The sequence below is a fragment of the Kitasatospora sp. NPDC094019 genome, assembly GCF_044764505.1.
Classification (GTDB): Bacteria; Actinomycetota; Actinomycetes; order Streptomycetales; family Streptomycetaceae; genus Kitasatospora.
This window is the reverse complement of the sequence record NZ_JBIWIF010000022.1, coordinates 118933-136375: the sequence shown is the minus strand read 5'-3', so window position 1 is coordinate 136375 and position 17443 is coordinate 118933. Positions and strand designations below refer to the sequence as shown.

The following is a 17443-nucleotide window of genomic DNA, read 5'->3' as shown; positions in this document are numbered from 1 at the left end:
GGGTGTGCCGGGAGGCTGGTGGGGCTCCGGCGCGAACTGTCGGTCGGCCGTCCGCAACGGCCCCGTCACCGGGAGTTGGGGCCCAGGACCGTGGCCGAGCGCCGCCCGGGTGCGCCGGCCCCGTTCGCCCGCCCGCCTGTGCCCGCCCGGCGCAGGCGGGCGCCCCTCCTACGTCCCGGCCTGCTGGTAGAGCGTCACCAGGAGGCCGTGCACCGGTTCGCCCTGGGGGTCCTCCTCCGCCTCGTCGACCAGGTCGGCCAGCGCCTTGGCGAGCCGGGCCGCCTTGGCCGGGCTGAGCCGGATGTGGCGCAGGGTGAGGAGGTGGTCGACCGGAGAGTGCTCCAACTCCTGGGCGACGGCGCCGAACAGCGCGGCCGTGCCCTCGGCCCGGGGCCGGGCGACGAGAAGCCGTTCGGCGGTCCGCCGGACGTACCTCTCGGTGCCGCCGCGAACCTGTCGCGTTCCCGCCTCCTGGATCAGCCCCGCCTCGCGCAGCACTCCGAGGTGGTGGGAGACGCTGCCCTTGTTGACCCCCAGCCGTGCGGCGAGCCGGCTGATCGTCGACGGCCCGCCGCGCAGGGCGAACAGCAGGCGCTGGCGCGTGGGATGGGCGAGCGCCGCGTGCTGGAGGGGTGTGTCGATGTGCTGGACGCTCTTGTCCGATGGATGGCTCACCCGATCAAGCGTTAAGTATGTTTGACGCTTTGGCAAGCCACTGATTGACTCCGCCCCATGACTTCCACCACCTCGTCACCCGCGCTGGACACCGCCGCCGTCGTCGAGTCGATCGCCGACCTGGTCCACGAGAACTACGTCTTCCCCGAGGTCGCCGGGGAACTGGCGGACCTGCTGCGGCGCCGGAACGCGGAGGACTCCTACCGGGCCGGATCCGCCGAGGAGCTCGCCGACGCGGTCACGGAGGACCTGCGGTCCGTCAACGGCGACCTGCACCTCGCCCTCAAGCACCACGCCGTGCCGGTGCCGTCCGGGCAGGGCGCGGCGGCGCTCGCCGCGATGCGGCGGAAGTTCGACGCCTCCCTGGGCGGCGTTCCGCGGGTCGAGCTGCTCGACGGCGGCGTCGCGGTGCTGGAGCTCTCGCCCCACATGTTCCCGGTGGACTGGGCGGCGCAGCCGCTGGCCGCGGCCCTCACGCTGGTGGCACCGGCCGCCGCCCTCGTCCTGGACCTGCGCCGCAACCTCGGCGGCGACCCGGAGACGGTGGCCTTCGTCTGCGGCTACCTGCTCGACGGCCGCACCCACCTCAACACCATGCTCTCGCGGCAGGGAGAGGTGGCCGAGCAGTTCTGGACGCCGTCGTTCGTGCCGGGTGCCCGCTTCGGCGGCGAGAAGCCGCTCTACGTCCTGACGAGCGGCAACACCTTCTCCGCGGGTGAGGAACTCGCCTACGACCTGCAGCAGCTGGGGCGGGCGCAGGTCGTCGGCGAGACCACCCGCGGCGGCGCCCACCCGCGCGAGGGCTGGACGGTGCACCCCCACCTGGAGCTCAGCGTGCCCATCGCCCGCGGGGTCAACCCGGTCTCGGGCACCAACTGGGAGGGCACCGGCGTCCGTCCCGACGTCCCGTGCGACGCGGACGAGGCGCTCGACCGCGCGCTGTCCCTGGCGCTGGCGCGCCTGGCCGAGTAGGGCCTCGCCGGGGAGGCCCGGGGCCGGTCGGAGCGGCGCCGGACGCTCGGCCCGGGGCGCCCGCGCTCGCACCGCCGGTCACGCGTCGGGGGCTGCGGCAGTCGCACGCGCGTCGGCCGGGCCTACCCGAGCGCGTGCACGATCCCGCCCAGCAGGTGTTCGAGGGCCGATCGCAGGGGCAGGACGAGCGGTCCCGCGGCCACCGCCACGGCCAGGGCGAGGGGCAGCCGCGGGGTCTCCCGCCGGTGCGGGAGCACGCCGAGGAGGAGGACCAGCGAGGCGATCGCCAGCGGCGGCCCCAGCGCCACCGCCCAGGCCGGCAGCGGACCGAGGGTGACCGGGGAGTTCCGGGCGCCGGAGAGGCCCAGCCAGCCGACCGAGAGCAGCAGGCTGAGGTCGATCAGCCGGGGAACCGCCGGGGACACCCGGACCCGGCCTTCGAGGCCGCGCCGGAACGAGAACACCATCAGCAGCACCATGACGGACAGGACGGCCAGCTCGACCCGCAGGACACCGTGGAGGTCGGGCGGCGGGAAGTGCCCGGTGCTGAAGATCCAGGTGACGGCCGCGGCCGGTAGGCCGAGCAGCGCGGTCCAGAGCAGGCACAGCCGCAGGACCAGGGCCGGGGCGGGTCGCCAGACGCTGCCCGTCGACGGCGCGGACGGGCGCTGCCCCCGGGCGAGCAGGGCGGCGATCAGCGCCTCCTCGGGCCGGTCCGCCGCGGCGGGTCCCGAGGTCCGGCCGAGTCCGCGGAAGCTGTGCTCCAGGGCCTCGCGGCGCCGCCGCGCGATGTCCGGCCGCTGCTCGTGCGCGCGGCTGACGGCGCTGAGATAGCCGAACAGGAGGAGTACGGCGCAGACCAGGACCACCGCGGGCAGTCGGCCGGCGGGCCCCCTGCCGCTGGGCGGTGCCATCCAGGCGGCGGTGAAGGCCACGACGAAGACCGCGATCAGGGCCATGCCGCGGACGGCGTCGAACGGCGCGGTCAGATCGGCGCGGCCGACTCCGGCGGACGCGCCCACCACCAGCCAGAGCGCGGAGAGCAGCAGCCACTGGGTCGCGACGGCCATCGGCAGCAGGTCCGGCAGTTGTCCGGAGAGGATGTCGCCGACGGCGGCTCCGAACGAGCGGGACTGCCCGCCCGCTCCGAACGCGTAGGCCAGCAGGAGCAGCAGCAACTGCGCCAGGCCGAGCAGCCGACCGGTGTCGTCCCAGAAGTCCCGCGAGGTGACGGCGCGCGCGATGGCCCCGGCCTGCACGCCCAGGAGGACGAGCGCCAGCAGGACCGGCATGGCGATGACGCCGAAGGCGGTGTCCGGATCCATGGTGGTCAGATGGGCGGGGATGCCGAGCGCGTCGGCGACGTGCTGCCCGCCCCGGATCACCGCCCCCATCCACGCGGGTCGGGATTCGCCCGGCGCCGCGGCGGCGCCGATGACCGTGACCGCTCTCACCTGTCCCCCTGAGCTCGTGTCCGGACGGCCCGGTGGCCTCCGGGCGACAGCCCAAGAATGCTGGGAGGAAGGGCAGTTGGGAACGGCGACCGGGATCCGTTCACCGAGCGGGGACCGTCCTGTGACAGTGCGGCGGCACCGGCGGCGCGCCCGGTGCCGCTGGTGCGGGTGGTGCGCCCCTCGCGGCCCCCTCGCCGTCCCCCTGCTGCCCCTCGCCGCTCCTCGGTACTCCTCGAAGCCCTTCGCCGTCCCTCGTCCCTCCTCGCCGGCGGCGGCCGCGGGCGGAGCAGGGGCGCGGACGGGAAAAACAAGCATGTGTGATTGCTTTTTCTCCCGGTGGGTGTCAGTGTGCTCACCGACGGCGATCGTTGGGCCACCTCTGGGGGTAGGCGTGCGCGTGGAGTCGGAGGCCGGAGCGGGTGGCCGGGCGGTGTTGCGGGTCGGGAACGCGTCGGGGTTCTACGGGGACCGGTTCTCGGCGATGCGGGAGATGCTCACCGGCGGGCCACTGGATGTGCTGACCGGGGACTACCTGGCCGAGCTGACGATGCTGATCCTGGCGCGGGACCGGTGGAAGGATCCCTCGCTCGGCTATGCGAAGACCTTTCTGCGGCAGTTGGAGGAGTGCCTCGGCCTGGCGCTGGAGCGCGGGGTGCGGATCGTGGTCAACGCGGGCGGCCTCAACCCCGCCCGACTGGCCGACGCGGTTCGTGAGTTGGCGAGGAGCCAGGGGCTGGACCCGGCTGTCGGCCATGTCGAGGGTGACGATCTGCTGCCGAGGAGCCGTGAACTCGGCCTGCCCGATGGACTGCTGGCGGCCAATGCCTACCTGGGGGCGTTCGGGATCGCGGAGTGCCTGCGCGGCGGGGCGGACGTGGTGGTGACCGGACGGGTCACCGACGCGGCGCTGGTGGTCGGTCCGGCCGTCGCCCATTTCGGCTGGGGTGCAGGGGACTTGGACGCACTCGCGGGTGCCGTGGTGGCGGGACACGTGCTGGAGTGCGGGGCGCAGGCCACCGGCGGCAACTACGCCTTCTTCCGGGAGCACGACGTGACCCGGCCGGGATTCCCGCTCGCCGAGCTCCATCCGGACGGATCCAGCGTCGTCACCAAACACCCCGGCACCGGCGGCGCGGTCACCGTCGGCACCGTGACCGCCCAGCTCCTCTACGAGACCGCCGGTCCGCGCTACCTCGGCCCGGACGTCACCGCCCGCCTGGACACCGTGCGGCTGACCGACGACGGGCCGGACCGGGTGCGGATCGACGGAGTGCGCGGCGAGGCGCCCCCGGCCACCCTCAAGACGGGGCTCAACCGGCTCGGCGGCCACCGCAACGAAGTGGTGTTCGTCCTCACCGGGCTCGACATCGAGGCCAAGGCCGCGCTGGCGCGGCGGCAGTTCGAGGAGGGGCTGGCTCCGGACCGGCGGCCGGCCGAGCTGCGGTGGACGCTGGCCCGCACCGACCACGCCGACGCCGCCACCGAGGAGGCGGCCTCGGCGCTGCTCCGGCTCACCGCCAGGGATGCCGACCCGGCCCGGGTCGGGCGTGAACTCGGCCGGGTCGCCGTCGAGATGGGACTGGCCGGCTATCCGGGCTTCCACCTCACCGCCCCGCCGGGGCCGGGGGCGCCGTACGGGGTGTTCGAGGCCGCGCACCTCGCGGCGGAGGAGGTCGAGCACACCGCCGTCCTGCCGGACGGCCGCCGGGTGGCCGTCCCGCCCGCGCCGGTCACGGAGGCCACCGGCCGGGAGACGACGGAACGGCGGGCGGCGGGAGAAGGAGGGGCGGGAGCAGGAGGCGCGGGAGAAGGAGGGGTGGGAGCAGGAGCGGCGGGAGAGAGTGCGGTGGATGAAGGAGGGGCGGGAGGGCCGGGGGAGGCGGAGGCCGGAGGAGCGGACTTCGGGCCCACCCGTCGGGTCCCGCTCGGCCTGGTGGCCGGTGCCCGCAGCGGCGACAAGGGCGGCGACGCCAACCTCGGTGTCTGGGCCCGGGACGAGCCCGGCTGGCACTGGCTCTCCCGCACCCTCAGCACCGAACTTCTGCGCGAACTCCTGCCGGAGACGGCTGAGTTGCCTATCACCCGGCATCTCCTGCCGAACCTGCGGGCCCTCAACTTCACCATCGCCGGCCTGCTCGGCGAAGGCGTCGCCGCCCAGCACCGCTTCGACCCGCAGGCGAAGGCGCTGGGGGAGTGGCTGCGCTCGCGCCGACTCGACATCCCGGAGGCACTGTTGTGACCGTCCTTCCCACCCGCCTCGATCCGGGCGGCGCCGAGTACACCGCATTCAGGGAGGCGATGCTCGCCAAGCTCGCCGAGCTGGACGGCGTACACGCCGGGGCGCTGGCCGGCGGCGGCCCCAAGTACGTCGAACGCCACCGCAGGCGCGGCAAGTTGCTCGCCCGCGAGCGGATCGAGCTGCTGATCGACGAGGACTCGCCGTTCCTGGAACTCTCCCCGCTCGCCGCCTGGGGCAGCGACTACCCGGTCGGCGCCGCCCTGGTCACCGGCATCGGCGTGGTGGAGGGCGTCGAGTGCGTGATCACCGCCAACGACCCGACCGTGCGCGGCGGCGCCTCCAATCCGTGGACGCTGCGCAAGGCGCTGCGGGCCAACGAGATCGCCCTCACCAACCGGCTCCCGCTGGTGAACCTGGTCGAGTCCGGCGGCGCCGACCTCCCCAGCCAGAAGGAGATCTTCATCCCCGGCGGCGCCCTGTTCCGTGACCTGACCCGGCTCTCCGCCGCCGGGATCCCCACCGTCGCCGTCGTCTTCGGCAACTCCACGGCCGGCGGCGCCTATGTGCCCGGCATGTCCGACCACACCGTGATGGTCAGCGAACGGGCCAAGGTCTTCCTCGGTGGCCCGCCGCTGGTGAAGATGGCCACCGGCGAGGAGTCGGACGACGAGTCGCTCGGCGGCGCCGAGATGCACGCCCGGGTGTCCGGCCTGGCCGACCACTTCGCGCTGGACGAGCCGGACGCGCTGCGGTTGGCCCGCCGGATCGTCGCCCGGCTCGACCACCGCAAGCCGGGCCCCGATCCGGACCGGTCCGCCGAGCCGCCGAAGTACGCCGAGGAGGAACTGCTCGGCATCGTCCCCGGCGATCTGAAGGTGCCCTTCGATCCGCGCGAGGTGATCGCCCGGATCGTCGACGGCTCGGACTTCGACGAGTTCAAGCCGCGCTACGGGGGCAGCCTCGCCACCGGCTGGGCCCGGCTGCACGGCTACCCGGTCGGCATCCTGGCCAACGCGCAGGGCGTGCTGTTCAGCCAGGAGTCGCAGAAGGCGGCCCAGTTCATCCAGTTGGCGAACCAGCGGGCCGTCCCGCTGCTGTTCCTCCACAACACCACCGGCTACATGGTCGGCAGGGACTACGAGCAGGGCGGCATCATCAAGCACGGCGCGATGATGATCAACGCCGTCGCCAACTCGCGGGTGCCGCACCTGTCCGTGCTGATGGGCGCCTCCTACGGGGCCGGGCACTACGGCATGTGCGGGCGGGCCTACGAGCCGAGGTTCCTGTTCGCCTGGCCGAGTGCCAAGTCGGCCGTGATGGGGCCGCAGCAGCTGGCCGGGGTGCTGTCGATCGTCGCCCGGCAGTCGGCCGCGGCGAAGGGGCAGCCGTACGACGAGGACGCGGACGCCGCGATCCGGGCCATGGTCGAGCAGCAGATCGAGGCCGAGTCGCTGCCGGTGTTCCTCTCCGGCCGGCTCTACGACGACGGGGTGATCGACCCGCGCGACACCCGCACCGTGCTCGGGCTGTGCCTCTCGGCGATCCACAACGCGCCGGTCGAGGGCGCACCCGGCTACGGCGTCTTCCGGATGTGAGGGAGCTTCCCGCGATGACCACCGACCACCCGCACGCCACCGATCGGCCGGACGCCACCGATCGGCCGCACACCACCGACCACCCGCACACCACCGACCACCCGTCGATCACCAACCTCCTGGTCGCCAACCGGGGCGAGATCGCCCGCCGGATCTTCCGGACCTGCCGCGAACTCGGCATCGCCACCACCGCCGTGTACGCCGACCCGGACGCGGCCGCCCCGCACGTACGGGAGGCCGACACCGCGGTCCGGCTGCCCGGTGCCGCGCCCGCCGACACCTACCTGCGGGCCGATCTGATCGTCCGCGCCGCGCTGGCGGCCGGCGCCGACGCCGTCCACCCCGGGTACGGGTTCCTCTCCGAGAGCCCGGAGTTCGCGCGGGCCGTGCTGGACGCCGGCCTGTGCTGGGTCGGGCCGCCGCCGGCCGCGCTCGCCGCGATGGGGTCCAAGACCGCCGCCAAGCGGATGATGGCCGAGGCCGGAGTGCCCGTGCTGGACGCGCTCGACGCCCCGACCGGGGCCGACCTGCCGGTGCTGGTCAAGGCCGCCGCCGGCGGGGGCGGCCGCGGCATGCGGATCGTGCGGACGCTCGCCGCCCTGCCGGCCGAACTCGCCGCCGCCCGGGCCGAGGCGGCCAAGTCCTTCGGCTCGGACGAGGTGTTCTGCGAGCGCTACCTGCCCACCGGTCGGCACGTCGAGGTCCAGCTGCTGGCGGACGCGCACGGCACCGTCTGGGCGGTCGGCGACCGCGACTGCTCCCTCCAGCGGCGCCACCAGAAGGTGATCGAGGAGGCGCCGGCCCCCGGCCTCCCGGACGACGTCCGCACGGCCCTGCACGCCGCCGCGGTGAGCGCAGCCCGGGCGATCGGCTACTCCGGCGCCGGCACCGCCGAGTTCCTGCTCGCCGAGGACGGCCGGTTCTGGTTCCTGGAGATGAACACCCGGCTCCAGGTCGAGCACCCCGTCACCGAGGCGGTCACCGGGCTGGACCTGGTCGCGCTCCAACTCGCCGTGGCGGAGGGGGAGAAGCTCCCCGGACCGGACGCGCCCCCGACCGTCGGGCACGCCGTCGAGGCCCGCTTGTACGCGGAGGACCCGGCCAAGGACTGGCAGCCCGCCACCGGGACCCTGCACCGGCTCGAACTCGTCTCCGCGCACGAGGAGTTCACCTCGACCGGTACGGCCGGACTGCGCCTGGACTCCGGGGTCGCGCCCGGTGACGCGATCACCCCGCACTACGACGCGATGCTCGCCAAGGTGATCGCCTGGGCGCCGACCCGCACGGCCGCGGCCCGCCGGCTGGCGGACGCACTGGCCCGCGCCGAGGTCCACGGGCCCACCACCAACCGGGAGCTGCTGGTCCGCGCGCTGCGCCACCCGGCCTTCCTCGCCGGTCGGGTGCACACCGGTTTCCTGGCCGAGCACGCGGCCGGACTCCTCGCGCCGGACACCGAGGGCACCGGACGCGCGGCGCTGGCCGCAGCCCTCGCCGGGGCGGCCGCCCGCTCCACGGCCCGGACCGGTGCCCTGCCGTCGGGCTGGCGCAACCTTCCGTCCCAGCCGCAGGTCAGGCGCTACCGCACCGAGGACGGCGCGGAGTCGGTGGTCCGCTACCGGCTCACCCGGGACGGCCTGCGGGCCGAGGACCATCCCGGGGTGGCGCTGGTCGAGGCTTCCGCCGAGCGGGTGGTGCTGATGGAGGCGGAGGTCCGGCGCACCTACCGGATCGCCCGCCACGGCGACCGGGTCCACGTCGACACGCCGTTCGGCAGCACCGTGCTCACAGCGCTCCCGCGTTTCCCCGCCCCGGTCGGGCAGACCGACCCCGGCGCCCTGCTCGCCCCGATGCCGGGCACCGTCGTCCGGACGGCGGCCGAGGTCGGCGACACCGTCACCGCCGGCCAGCCGCTGCTCTGGCTGGAGGCGATGAAGATGGAGCACAAGGTCACCGCGCCCGCCGACGGCGTCCTCGCCGAACTCCGGGCCGCCCCCGGGCAGCAGGTCGAACTCGGCGCCCTGCTCGCCGTCGTTCACCCCGCGTCCTGAACCACCGCTCCCGCCACCGCGCGGTCCACCGCGTCGCCCACCGCCCCCGCCCACCGCGCCACCCGCCGGCGCGCCACCCGGCACAGCAGCCCGCCCGCCCCGCACCCCCGCCGAAGCACCGCCCGGAAGGACCAGCCATGTCCGCACCGCGCACCACCACCCCCGGCAGCCAGCTGATCGAGACCCCCGAACGCGTCGCCCTGCGCCGCGCCGTCGCCGACCTCGGCGGCCGCTACGGCTCCGCCTACTACCTCGCCAAGGCCCGCGCCGGAGAGCCCGCCGACGAGCTCTGGGCCGAGGCCGGCAAGGCCGGCTACCTCGGTGTCAACCTCCCCGCCGAGTACGGCGGTGGCGGTGGCGGGATCACGGACCTCGCGATCGTGCTGGAGGAACTCGGCACCGCGGGCTGCCCGCTGCTCCTGCTGATCGTCTCCCCGGCGATCTGCGGCACCGTGATCGCCCGCTACGGCACCGAGGAGCAGAAGCGCCACTGGCTGCCCGGCCTGGCCGACGGCAGCCGTCGGATGGCCTTCGGCATCACCGAGCCGGACGCCGGCTCCAACTCCCACCGGATCTCCACCGTCGCCCGCCGCGACGGCGAGGACTGGCTGCTGACCGGCCGGAAGGTGTTCGTCTCCGGCATCGACCACTGCGACGCCGTGCTGTTCGTCGCCCGCATCCGTGAGGGCACCTCCCGGCCGGAGGCAGGGGGAGACGCCCGCACCGGGAAGCTGAAGCCCGCCCTGTTCGTCGTCCCGCGCGACACCCCCGGCTTCGAGTACCGGCCCATCCCGATGGAACTCGTCGCTCCGGAGAAGCAGTTCCAGGTCTTCCTGGACGACGTTCGGCTGCCCGCCGAGGCACTGGTCGGCGACGAGAACGCCGGGCTGCTGCAACTGTTCGCCGGCCTCAACCCCGAGCGGGTCATGACGGCCGCCTTCTCCCTCGGGCTGGCCCGGCAGGCGCTCGGCAAGGCCGTCGAGTACGCGCGCAGCCGGGTCGTCTGGTCCACCCCGATCGGCGCCCACCAGGGCCTCGCGCACCCGTTGGCCCGGTGCGCGGTGGAGATCGAACTCGCCCGGCTGATGACCCAGAAGGCCGCGCTGCTCTACGACGCGGGTGAGGACGTCGCCGCGGGCGAGGCCGCCAACATGGCCAAGTACGCCGCCGGGGAGGCGGCCGCCCGGACCGTCGACCAGGCGGTGCAGACGCTCGGGGGCAACGGCCTCACCCAGGAGTACGGGCTCGGCGCGCTGCTCGCCGCCACCCGGGTCGGCCGGGTCGCCCCGGTCAGCCGCGAGATGGTGCTCAACTACGTGGCGCAGCACACCCTCGGCCTGCCCAAGTCGTACTGACCCGGGCCGCCGCGCCCGGCCCGGGCCGGAGCCCGCCCGGGGCCGCCACGCCGGCGGCCCCGGGCGCGGTGCCGTCCCGGTGCCGGGCACCCGCGCGGTACCGGCCCGAGGCGGTGGCGGTGGCCGACGACGAACCGACCGCGCCGCCCAAGCCCGATTCGTTCTCGAACAGACCGTCGCATCATCGTTCTGACATCTGACCGGATCCCGCGCGCCCCGGCACCCCGGCGCACTGCGGACCCGCCCCGACCTCGCGATTCGCCGTACCGCGCCACCCCTGCGCCCCACGCGCTCCGCCAAACGTTCGTCACAGGGGCGCACCGACCGCCCACTGTCCGTATGCTCCATTCCGCGCGCCGCACGGCCGGTCGCAACGGACCTCCCGCCGGCCGCCCCGCCCCGCGCCAACTACCGCACAGGAGGCACGCCTTGGTGTTCCACAGCGAATTCCCGGACGTCGGCATCGTCGACCTCGCCCTGCACGACGCCGTTCTCGGTGACGCCGAGCGCCACGGCGACCGGCCCGCCCTCATCGACGGAATCACCGGAGAGACGGTCGGCTACGCGCAGCTCGTGCACGCCGTCGGCCGGGTCGCGGCCGGCCTCGCCGAAGCGGGCGTCCGCCAGGGCGACGTGGTGGCCCTCCACAGCCCCAACACCATCCGCTACCCGATGGCGTTCTTCGGCGCCACCCGGGCCGGCGCGACCGTCACCCCCGTCTCCTCCCTCACCACCCCCGGCGAACTCGCCGGCCAGCTCGCCGACAGCGGCGCGCGCTGGCTGCTGACCGTCTCGCTGTTCCTGCCCACCGCCCGCGCCGCCGCCGAGAAGCTCGCCGCCGAGGGCCGCGGACTCGCCGGCATCGTCGTCCTGGACGGTGCCGAGGGCCACCTCTCGCTCGACGACCTGCTCGCCGCCACCGGGCCCGCGCCCACGATCGACCTCGACCCGGGCCGGGACATCGCCGTGCTGCCGTACTCCAGCGGCACCACCGGCCTGCCCAAGGGCGTCATGCTCACCCACCGCTCCATCGCCACCAACCTCGCCCAGACCGACGCCGTCTTCCGACCCGAGGCCGGCGAGCGGGTCCTCGCCGTGCTCCCGTTCTTCCACATCTACGGGCTGGCCGCGCTGCTCAACCAGCCGCTGCGCTGCGGCGCCACCGTGGTGGTGCTGCCCCGCTTCGACCTGGAGCAGTTCTGCCGCACCATCCAGGACCAGCGGGTGCAGTCCGTGCTCGCCGCCCCGCCGATCGTGCTCGCCCTCGCCAAGCACCCGCTGGTCGACGGCTTCGACCTGTCCTCGGTCGAATACCTGCTGTGCGCGGCCGCACCGCTGGACGACGAACTCGCCGAGACCTGCGCCCGCCGCCTCGGCCTGCCCCGCATCCTCCAGGGCTACGGCATGACCGAGCTGTCCCCGGTCAGCCACGTGGTGTCCCCGGGCGACCCGGACCCCTCGCCCGGCTCGGTCGGCCGGATGGTTCCCTCCACCGAACTGCGGGTCACCGCCCTGGACGGCACCGGCGCCGACCTCGGGCCCGGCGAGCGCGGTGAACTGCTGATCCGCGGACCCCAGGTGATGAAGGGCTACTTCGGCCGCCCGTCCGACACCGCCGCGACCGTCGACGCCGACGGCTGGCTGCACACCGGCGACATCGGCTACGTCGACGACCGCGGCTACCTGCACATCGTCGACCGGGTCAAGGAGCTGATCAAGTACAAGGGCTACCAGGTCGCCCCCGCCGAACTGGAGGCTTTGCTGCTGAGCCACCCGCAGATCGCCGACGCGGCCGTGATCGGGGTGCGCGACGCCGAGGGCACCGAGAGCCCCAAGGCGTTCGTGGTCCGGGCCCCCGGCAGCGTGCTCACCGAGCACGAGGTGGCGGCCTTCGTGGCCGGCCAGGTCGCGCCGTACAAGAAGGTGCGGGCGGTCGAGTTCCTCGACGCCGTCCCGAAGTCGCCGGCGGGCAAGATCCTCCGCCGGGAACTGCGTGAGCGAGAAGCGGCCGCCACCGGCTGAGGCCCGTCCACCGGTTCGCACCAGCGGCACACCCGGCCCGCCCCCACCCGGCCGCACCGCCCCCACCCCCGCCCACCGTCTGCGAGGATCGACCAGCCGCCCACCCCCGCACGGACAGGAACCGCCGCCGCAGATGACCACCCACCCCGCCGCGCGCACCCCCCAACAGGACCGCAGCCGCGCCACCCGGGCCCGGCTGCTGGCAGCGGCGGTCGACTGCCTCGCCGAACTCGGCTGGCACGGCTCCACCGTCGCCGTCGTCGCCGAACGGGCCGGCGTCTCCCGCGGCGCCGCCCAACACCACTTCCCCACCCGCGAAGACCTCTTCACCGCCGCCGTCGAACACGTCACCGCCGAACGCCTCGCCGCCGTCCGCGCCCACGCCGACACCCTGCCGCCCACCGGACCGGCCCGCACCGAAGCCGTCGTCGGCATGATCGTCCGCCTCTACACCGGCCCCCTGTTCCGCGCCGCCCTCCAGCTGTGGGTCGCCGCCGCCACCGAGGAACCACTGCGCGAACGGATCATCCGACTCGAAGGCCACGTCGGCCGCGAGGCCCACCGCGCCGCCGTCGAATTCCTCGGCGCCGACCAGAGCCGACCCGGCGTCCGCGAAACCGTCCAGGCCACCCTCGACCTCGCCCGCGGACTCGGCCTCGCCAACCTGCTCACCGACGACAGCCTCCGACGATCCGGAGTGATCCGGCAGTGGGCGAGCCTTCTGGAGAGTACGCTGCGCCCGGTAGGCCCATGACGCCCGTACACCTGCCCGACCGGTTGCCCTCACCAAGGGGTCGCCGGGCGGTCGATGTCCGTGCAGTCTGGAGAAGAACCCCGGCCGCACGGACCACGAGTCCCGCCCGGCCGGGCACGAGCCGAACCGGGGTGCTGCCTGATCATGCGGAGAGACGAGTGGGACGCGACCGACGCGACCGACGCCACCGGCCCCCGAACGGGCACCGCCCCCACACGCCTGGACGGCCACCGCCTCGTCCCCCTCGCCACCGCCCTGCTCCAGGACGACGGACTGATCCTCCACTGGAGTGAGGACGCCGAGGCACTGCTCGGCTGGACCGCGGAAGAAGCCGTCGGCAGCCACGCCGCCCAGCTGCTCACCGACGACAGCGACCGCCCCGAAGTCCTCGAACTCTTCGCCCGGATCATGAACGGCAAGGGCTGGTCCGGCGTCTTCCCGGTCCGCCACCGCGACGGCCGCACCGTCGAACTGGAATTCCGCACCTACCCCATCGCCGGACCCGGCGGCACCCTGCTGCTGCTCGCCACCGCCTCCGACACCGCCGCCCTGCACCGGGTCGAGGCCGACCTCGCCGTACTCGACGGCATCTTCGGCCAGTCACCGATCGGCATGGCCGTCTACGACACCGAACTGCGCTACGTCCGGCTCAACGAATCCCTGGCCCGGATGAACGGCCTGCCCGCCGCCGACCACCTCGGCCGCCGCATCAGCAGCGTCCTGCCCGGCATCAACAGCGCCGAAATAGAACAGATCATGAAGCAGGTGCTCGCCACCGGCCGACCCGTGGTCGACGCCCGCTCCCACGGCCGCGTCCCCGGCGACCCGCGCCGAGACCGCGCCTGGTCCGCCTCCTACTTCCGACTGGAGGACTCCACCGGCCGGGTCTTCGGCGTCTGCTCCTCCATCATCGACGTCACCGAACGCTTCCAGGCCGAGGCCCGCGCCGCCCGCGCCCAGGAACGCCTCGCCACCATCGCCGAAGCCACCGCCCGCATCGGCACCACCCTCGACCTCCAGCGCACCGCCGAGGAACTGATCGAAGCCGTCGTCCCCAGATTCGCCGACTTCGCCACCGTCGACCTGCTCGAAACCGTCCTCCGCGGCGCCGAACCCACCCCCATCCCCGAGGACCGGAGCGTCCAACTGCGCGCCGTCGCCGTCGGCGAATCCTACGAAACCGGACTCGTCCACGCCGTCGACACCGTCGGCGAGGTCACCGAGTACGCCCCCGGACGCAGCTACAACCAGTGCCTGCGCAGCGGCCGCCCCCTGCTGCGCGCCCACGTCGACGAAGAAGTCCTGCGCGGCCTGGTCGCCAGCCCCGACCGCGTCGCCCCCGGACTCGCCGCCGGCATCCACTCCTATCTGATGCTCCCCGTCACCGCCCGCGGCATGGTCCTCGGCGGCGCCGAGTTCATCCGCATGCGCAACCCCGAACCCTTCACCGCCTCCGACGTCGCGCTCGCCGAGGAACTCGTCGCCCGCACCGCCCTCGCCATCGACAACGCCCGCCTCTACCGGCGCGAACGCGAGACCGCCCTCACCCTCCAGCGCAGCCTGCTCCCGCAGGAGATCCACCGCACCCTCGGCCTGGAGATCGCCTACCGCTACCTGCCGTCCAGCGTCACCAGCGAAGTCGGCGGCGACTGGTTCGACGTCGTCCCGCTCTCCTGCGGCCGGGTCGCCCTCGTCGTCGGCGACGTCATGGGACACGGCATCAGGGCCGCCGCCACCATGGGCCAGCTGCGCACCGTCGCCCGCACCCTCGCCACCCTCGACATGCCGCCCGAACAGGTACTCACCCGTCTGGACGAAACCGCCTCGGGCATCGGCGAAGGCCAGTTCGCCACCTGCATCTGCGCCGTCTACGACCCCCTGGAACACACCCTCCAGATCGCCTCCGCCGGCCACCTGCCCCCGGTCTGGGTCGCCCCCGACGGCACCCCCAGCCGGGTCGAGATGCCGCCCGGCGTACCGCTCGGCGTCGGCGGCGTCGCGTTCGAATCCGTCCGCTACACCCTGCCCGAGGGCGGCATGGTCGCCCTCTACACCGACGGCCTGGTCGAACGGCGCGGCCAGGACCTCGACGAAGGCATCGACCTGCTCGCCCGCACCCTCTCCGGCCCCGGCCGGACCCTGGAGGAGAGCTGCGACGCCGTCCTCGCCGCACTCGTCAGCGGCGGCAGCGACGACGACATCGCCATGATCATGGCCCGGGTCCTGCCACTGCCCGCCGACCGGGTCGCCACCCTGCCCCTCACCGGCGGCGGCCGCCTGCCCGGCAAGGCCCGCCGCTTCACCCGCGCGACCCTCGCCGACTGGGGCCTGTCCGCACTCTCCGACTACGCCGAACTCCTGGTCAGCGAACTCGTCACCAACGCCCTCCTGCACGCCGACGCCCCCCGCCGGCTGCGGCTCTTCCGCGACCGGGTGCTCACCGTCGAGGTCGCCGACACCGGCGGCCAGACACCCCAGCTGCGCCCCTTCGCCGAACAGGACGAGGGCGGCCGCGGGATGTTCCTGGTCAGCGAACTCGCCCAGCGCTGGGGCACCCGCCTGACCAAGGACGGCAAGGTGGTCTGGGCCGAACTGGAACTCCCCTTCGGCGCGGTCTGACCCGGGGCCGTCGGCCGGGGAACGAACGACGGCGCGGGCCGCCCCCGGGGAGTCCGGGGGCGGCCCGCGCCGTGTGTCGGGCCTTGTGTGTCGGGCCTTGTGCGTCGGTCGGTGCGCCGGTGTCAGTGCACCGGCGTCCGCTCCGGCTCCGGCGCCGCGGCCGACCGCTCCGGGGCGTCGCTCGCGGTGGGCCGGTCGTCCAGCCCCCGCAGCAGGCGCCAGGCCAGCACCGCCGCACCCAGCAGCAGCGCGCCCGCCAGCATCCCGGCCGCGTTGACGCCGTGGACGAAGGACGTCCTGGCGCTCTCCAGCAGGGGTCCGGCCAGCGTGTCCGGCAGCCCGTGGGCCACCTCCACCGCGCCGCCCAGCGACTCGCCGGCCTGCGCGGCCGCCGCCGGGTCCGCCCCCGCCGGGACGATCAGCCGGCCCGCGTACAGGGCGCCCACGACCGAGCCGACCAGCGCGATGCCGAGCGCGGTGCCCAGCTCGTAAGCGGTCTCGGAGACCGCCGACGCGGCCCCGGCCTTGTCGGCGGGCGACGCGGTCAGCACCAGGTCGGCGCCGAGCGTGTAGACCACGCCCTCCGCGGTGCCGACCAGCAGGAACGCGGCGGCCAGCAGCAGGTACATGGAGTCCTGCTGGATCCAGCCGAGCATTCCGATCCCGATGCCCATCACCAGCAGCCCGGCCGTCAGCGCCGTCCGGGCGCCGGTGCGGCGCACCAGCCGGGCGGTCAGCAGACCGCCGACCACCGCGCCGGCGAAGGCGGGCAGCTCGGCCAGACCGGCCTTGAGCGGCGGGTAGCCGCGCACCAGCTGGAGGTACTGCGAGGTCACGAAGACCACGCCGGAGAGCCCGACCAGCGCGATCAGCGAGGCCAGCACGGCGGCCGTGAACCGGCGGTCGCGGAACAGCCGGACGTCGAGCAGCGGGGTGTCCAGTCGCAGCTGGCGCCGGACGAACACGGTCAGTGCCAGCGCGCCGAGCACGGCCGTGACCGGTACGTCCCAGCGGAGGACGCCGTGCGCGGCCGCCTCCTTGATCGCGTAGACCACGCCGATCACACCGGCGAGCGAGAGCAGCACGCTCAGCACGTCCCAGCGGCCCGGGTTCGGGTCCTTTGACTCGGGCAGCAGCCAGGCGCCGAAGACCAGCAGCAGCGCCAGCACCGGGATGTTCAGCAGGAACACCGAACCCCACCAGAAGTGCTCCAGCAGCACCCCACCGACCACCGGGCCGAGCGCGGCGCCGGCGGTCGCGGCGGCGCCCCAGATACCGATCGCGGTGGCCCGCTCGCGGTCGTTGGGGAAGAGGGTGCGGATCAGCGACAGGGTGGACGGCATGATCGTCGCCCCGGCGACGCCGAGCAGCGCTCGGGCCAGGATCAGCCAGCCGGCGGTGGGCGAGTACGCGGCGAGCAGCGAGGCGGCGCCGAACGCGGTCGCGCCGATCAGCAGCAGGCGCTTGCGGCCGATCCGGTCGCTGAGCGAGCCCATCGAGACCAGCAGTCCGGCGAGCACGAAGGAGTAGGCGTCGCCGATCCACAGCAGCTGGGTGCCGCTGGGGCGCAGGGTCTCGCTGATCGAGGGTATGGCCAGCGAGAGGACGGTCGCGTCGACGGCGACCAGGGTGACGGCCAGGACGAGGACGGCGAGGCCGGTCCAGCGCTGGCGGGGCTGGAGGTGGACGGTACTGCTCATGGGTATCGGT

At 74.2% G+C, this 17443-nt stretch carries 11 protein-coding genes; 8 read left to right on the top strand and 3 right to left on the bottom strand.

What is annotated here, in order from left to right; translation table 11 throughout:
- Positions 1-168 precede the first annotated feature (168 nt).
- Positions 169-675: an ArsR/SmtB family transcription factor gene (locus ACIQ9P_RS34085; RefSeq protein ID WP_402365144.1), complete on the bottom strand. Its 507-nt coding sequence runs from the start codon at positions 673-675 to the stop codon at positions 169-171.
- Positions 676-732: 57 nt separating this feature from the next.
- Here ACIQ9P_RS34085 and ACIQ9P_RS34080 point away from each other — a divergent pair, with 57 nt between their 5' ends.
- A complete protein-coding gene (locus ACIQ9P_RS34080; RefSeq protein ID WP_402365143.1) occupies positions 733-1647 on the top strand; it encodes a S41 family peptidase in 915 nt (304 codons plus the stop codon).
- A 122-nt stretch (positions 1648-1769) separates the two neighbouring features.
- Here the strand turns inward: ACIQ9P_RS34080 and ACIQ9P_RS34075 are convergent, their stop codons facing one another.
- Positions 1770-3101: a hypothetical protein gene (locus ACIQ9P_RS34075; RefSeq protein ID WP_402365141.1), complete on the bottom strand. Its 1332-nt coding sequence runs from the start codon at positions 3099-3101 to the stop codon at positions 1770-1772.
- Between the two features lie 481 nt (positions 3102-3582).
- On the opposite strand from ACIQ9P_RS34075, the gene ACIQ9P_RS34070 reads away from it, so the two are divergent.
- From ACIQ9P_RS34070 to ACIQ9P_RS34040, 7 genes are all read left to right on the top strand, one after another.
- Entirely contained in the window at positions 3583-5340 is a 1758-nt protein-coding gene (locus tag ACIQ9P_RS34070; RefSeq protein ID WP_402365180.1) for an acyclic terpene utilization AtuA family protein, read from the top strand.
- Positions 5337-6935: an acyl-CoA carboxylase subunit beta gene (locus ACIQ9P_RS34065; RefSeq protein WP_402365139.1), complete on the top strand. Its 1599-nt coding sequence runs from the start codon at positions 5337-5339 to the stop codon at positions 6933-6935. The genes ACIQ9P_RS34070 and ACIQ9P_RS34065 overlap by 4 nt, the downstream gene beginning before the upstream one ends.
- A 14-nt stretch (positions 6936-6949) precedes the next feature.
- Positions 6950-8983, top strand: coding sequence for an acetyl/propionyl/methylcrotonyl-CoA carboxylase subunit alpha (locus ACIQ9P_RS34060; protein ID WP_402365137.1), 2034 nt, complete (start codon positions 6950-6952; stop codon positions 8981-8983).
- A gap of 137 nt (positions 8984-9120) precedes the next feature.
- A complete protein-coding gene (locus ACIQ9P_RS34055) occupies positions 9121-10338 on the top strand; it encodes an acyl-CoA dehydrogenase family protein (RefSeq protein WP_402365135.1) in 1218 nt (405 codons plus the stop codon).
- A 429-nt stretch (positions 10339-10767) separates the two neighbouring features.
- Positions 10768-12360, top strand: a complete 1593-nt coding sequence (locus tag ACIQ9P_RS34050; RefSeq protein WP_402365133.1) for a 4-coumarate--CoA ligase family protein — start codon at positions 10768-10770, stop codon at positions 12358-12360.
- 133 nt (positions 12361-12493) lie between these two features.
- A complete protein-coding gene (locus tag ACIQ9P_RS34045; protein WP_402365131.1) occupies positions 12494-13114 on the top strand; it encodes a TetR/AcrR family transcriptional regulator in 621 nt (206 codons plus the stop codon).
- A gap of 144 nt (positions 13115-13258) precedes the next feature.
- The gene (locus ACIQ9P_RS34040) at positions 13259-15733 is read left to right on the top strand and encodes a SpoIIE family protein phosphatase (protein ID WP_402365130.1); all 2475 of its coding nucleotides are present in this window, start codon (positions 13259-13261) and stop codon (positions 15731-15733) included.
- Positions 15734-15855: 122 nt separating this feature from the next.
- On the opposite strand, the gene ACIQ9P_RS34035 is transcribed toward ACIQ9P_RS34040, so the two are convergent.
- Entirely contained in the window at positions 15856-17433 is a 1578-nt protein-coding gene (locus ACIQ9P_RS34035; RefSeq protein WP_402365128.1) for an MFS transporter, read from the bottom strand.
- Positions 17434-17443: the final 10 nt, after the last annotated feature.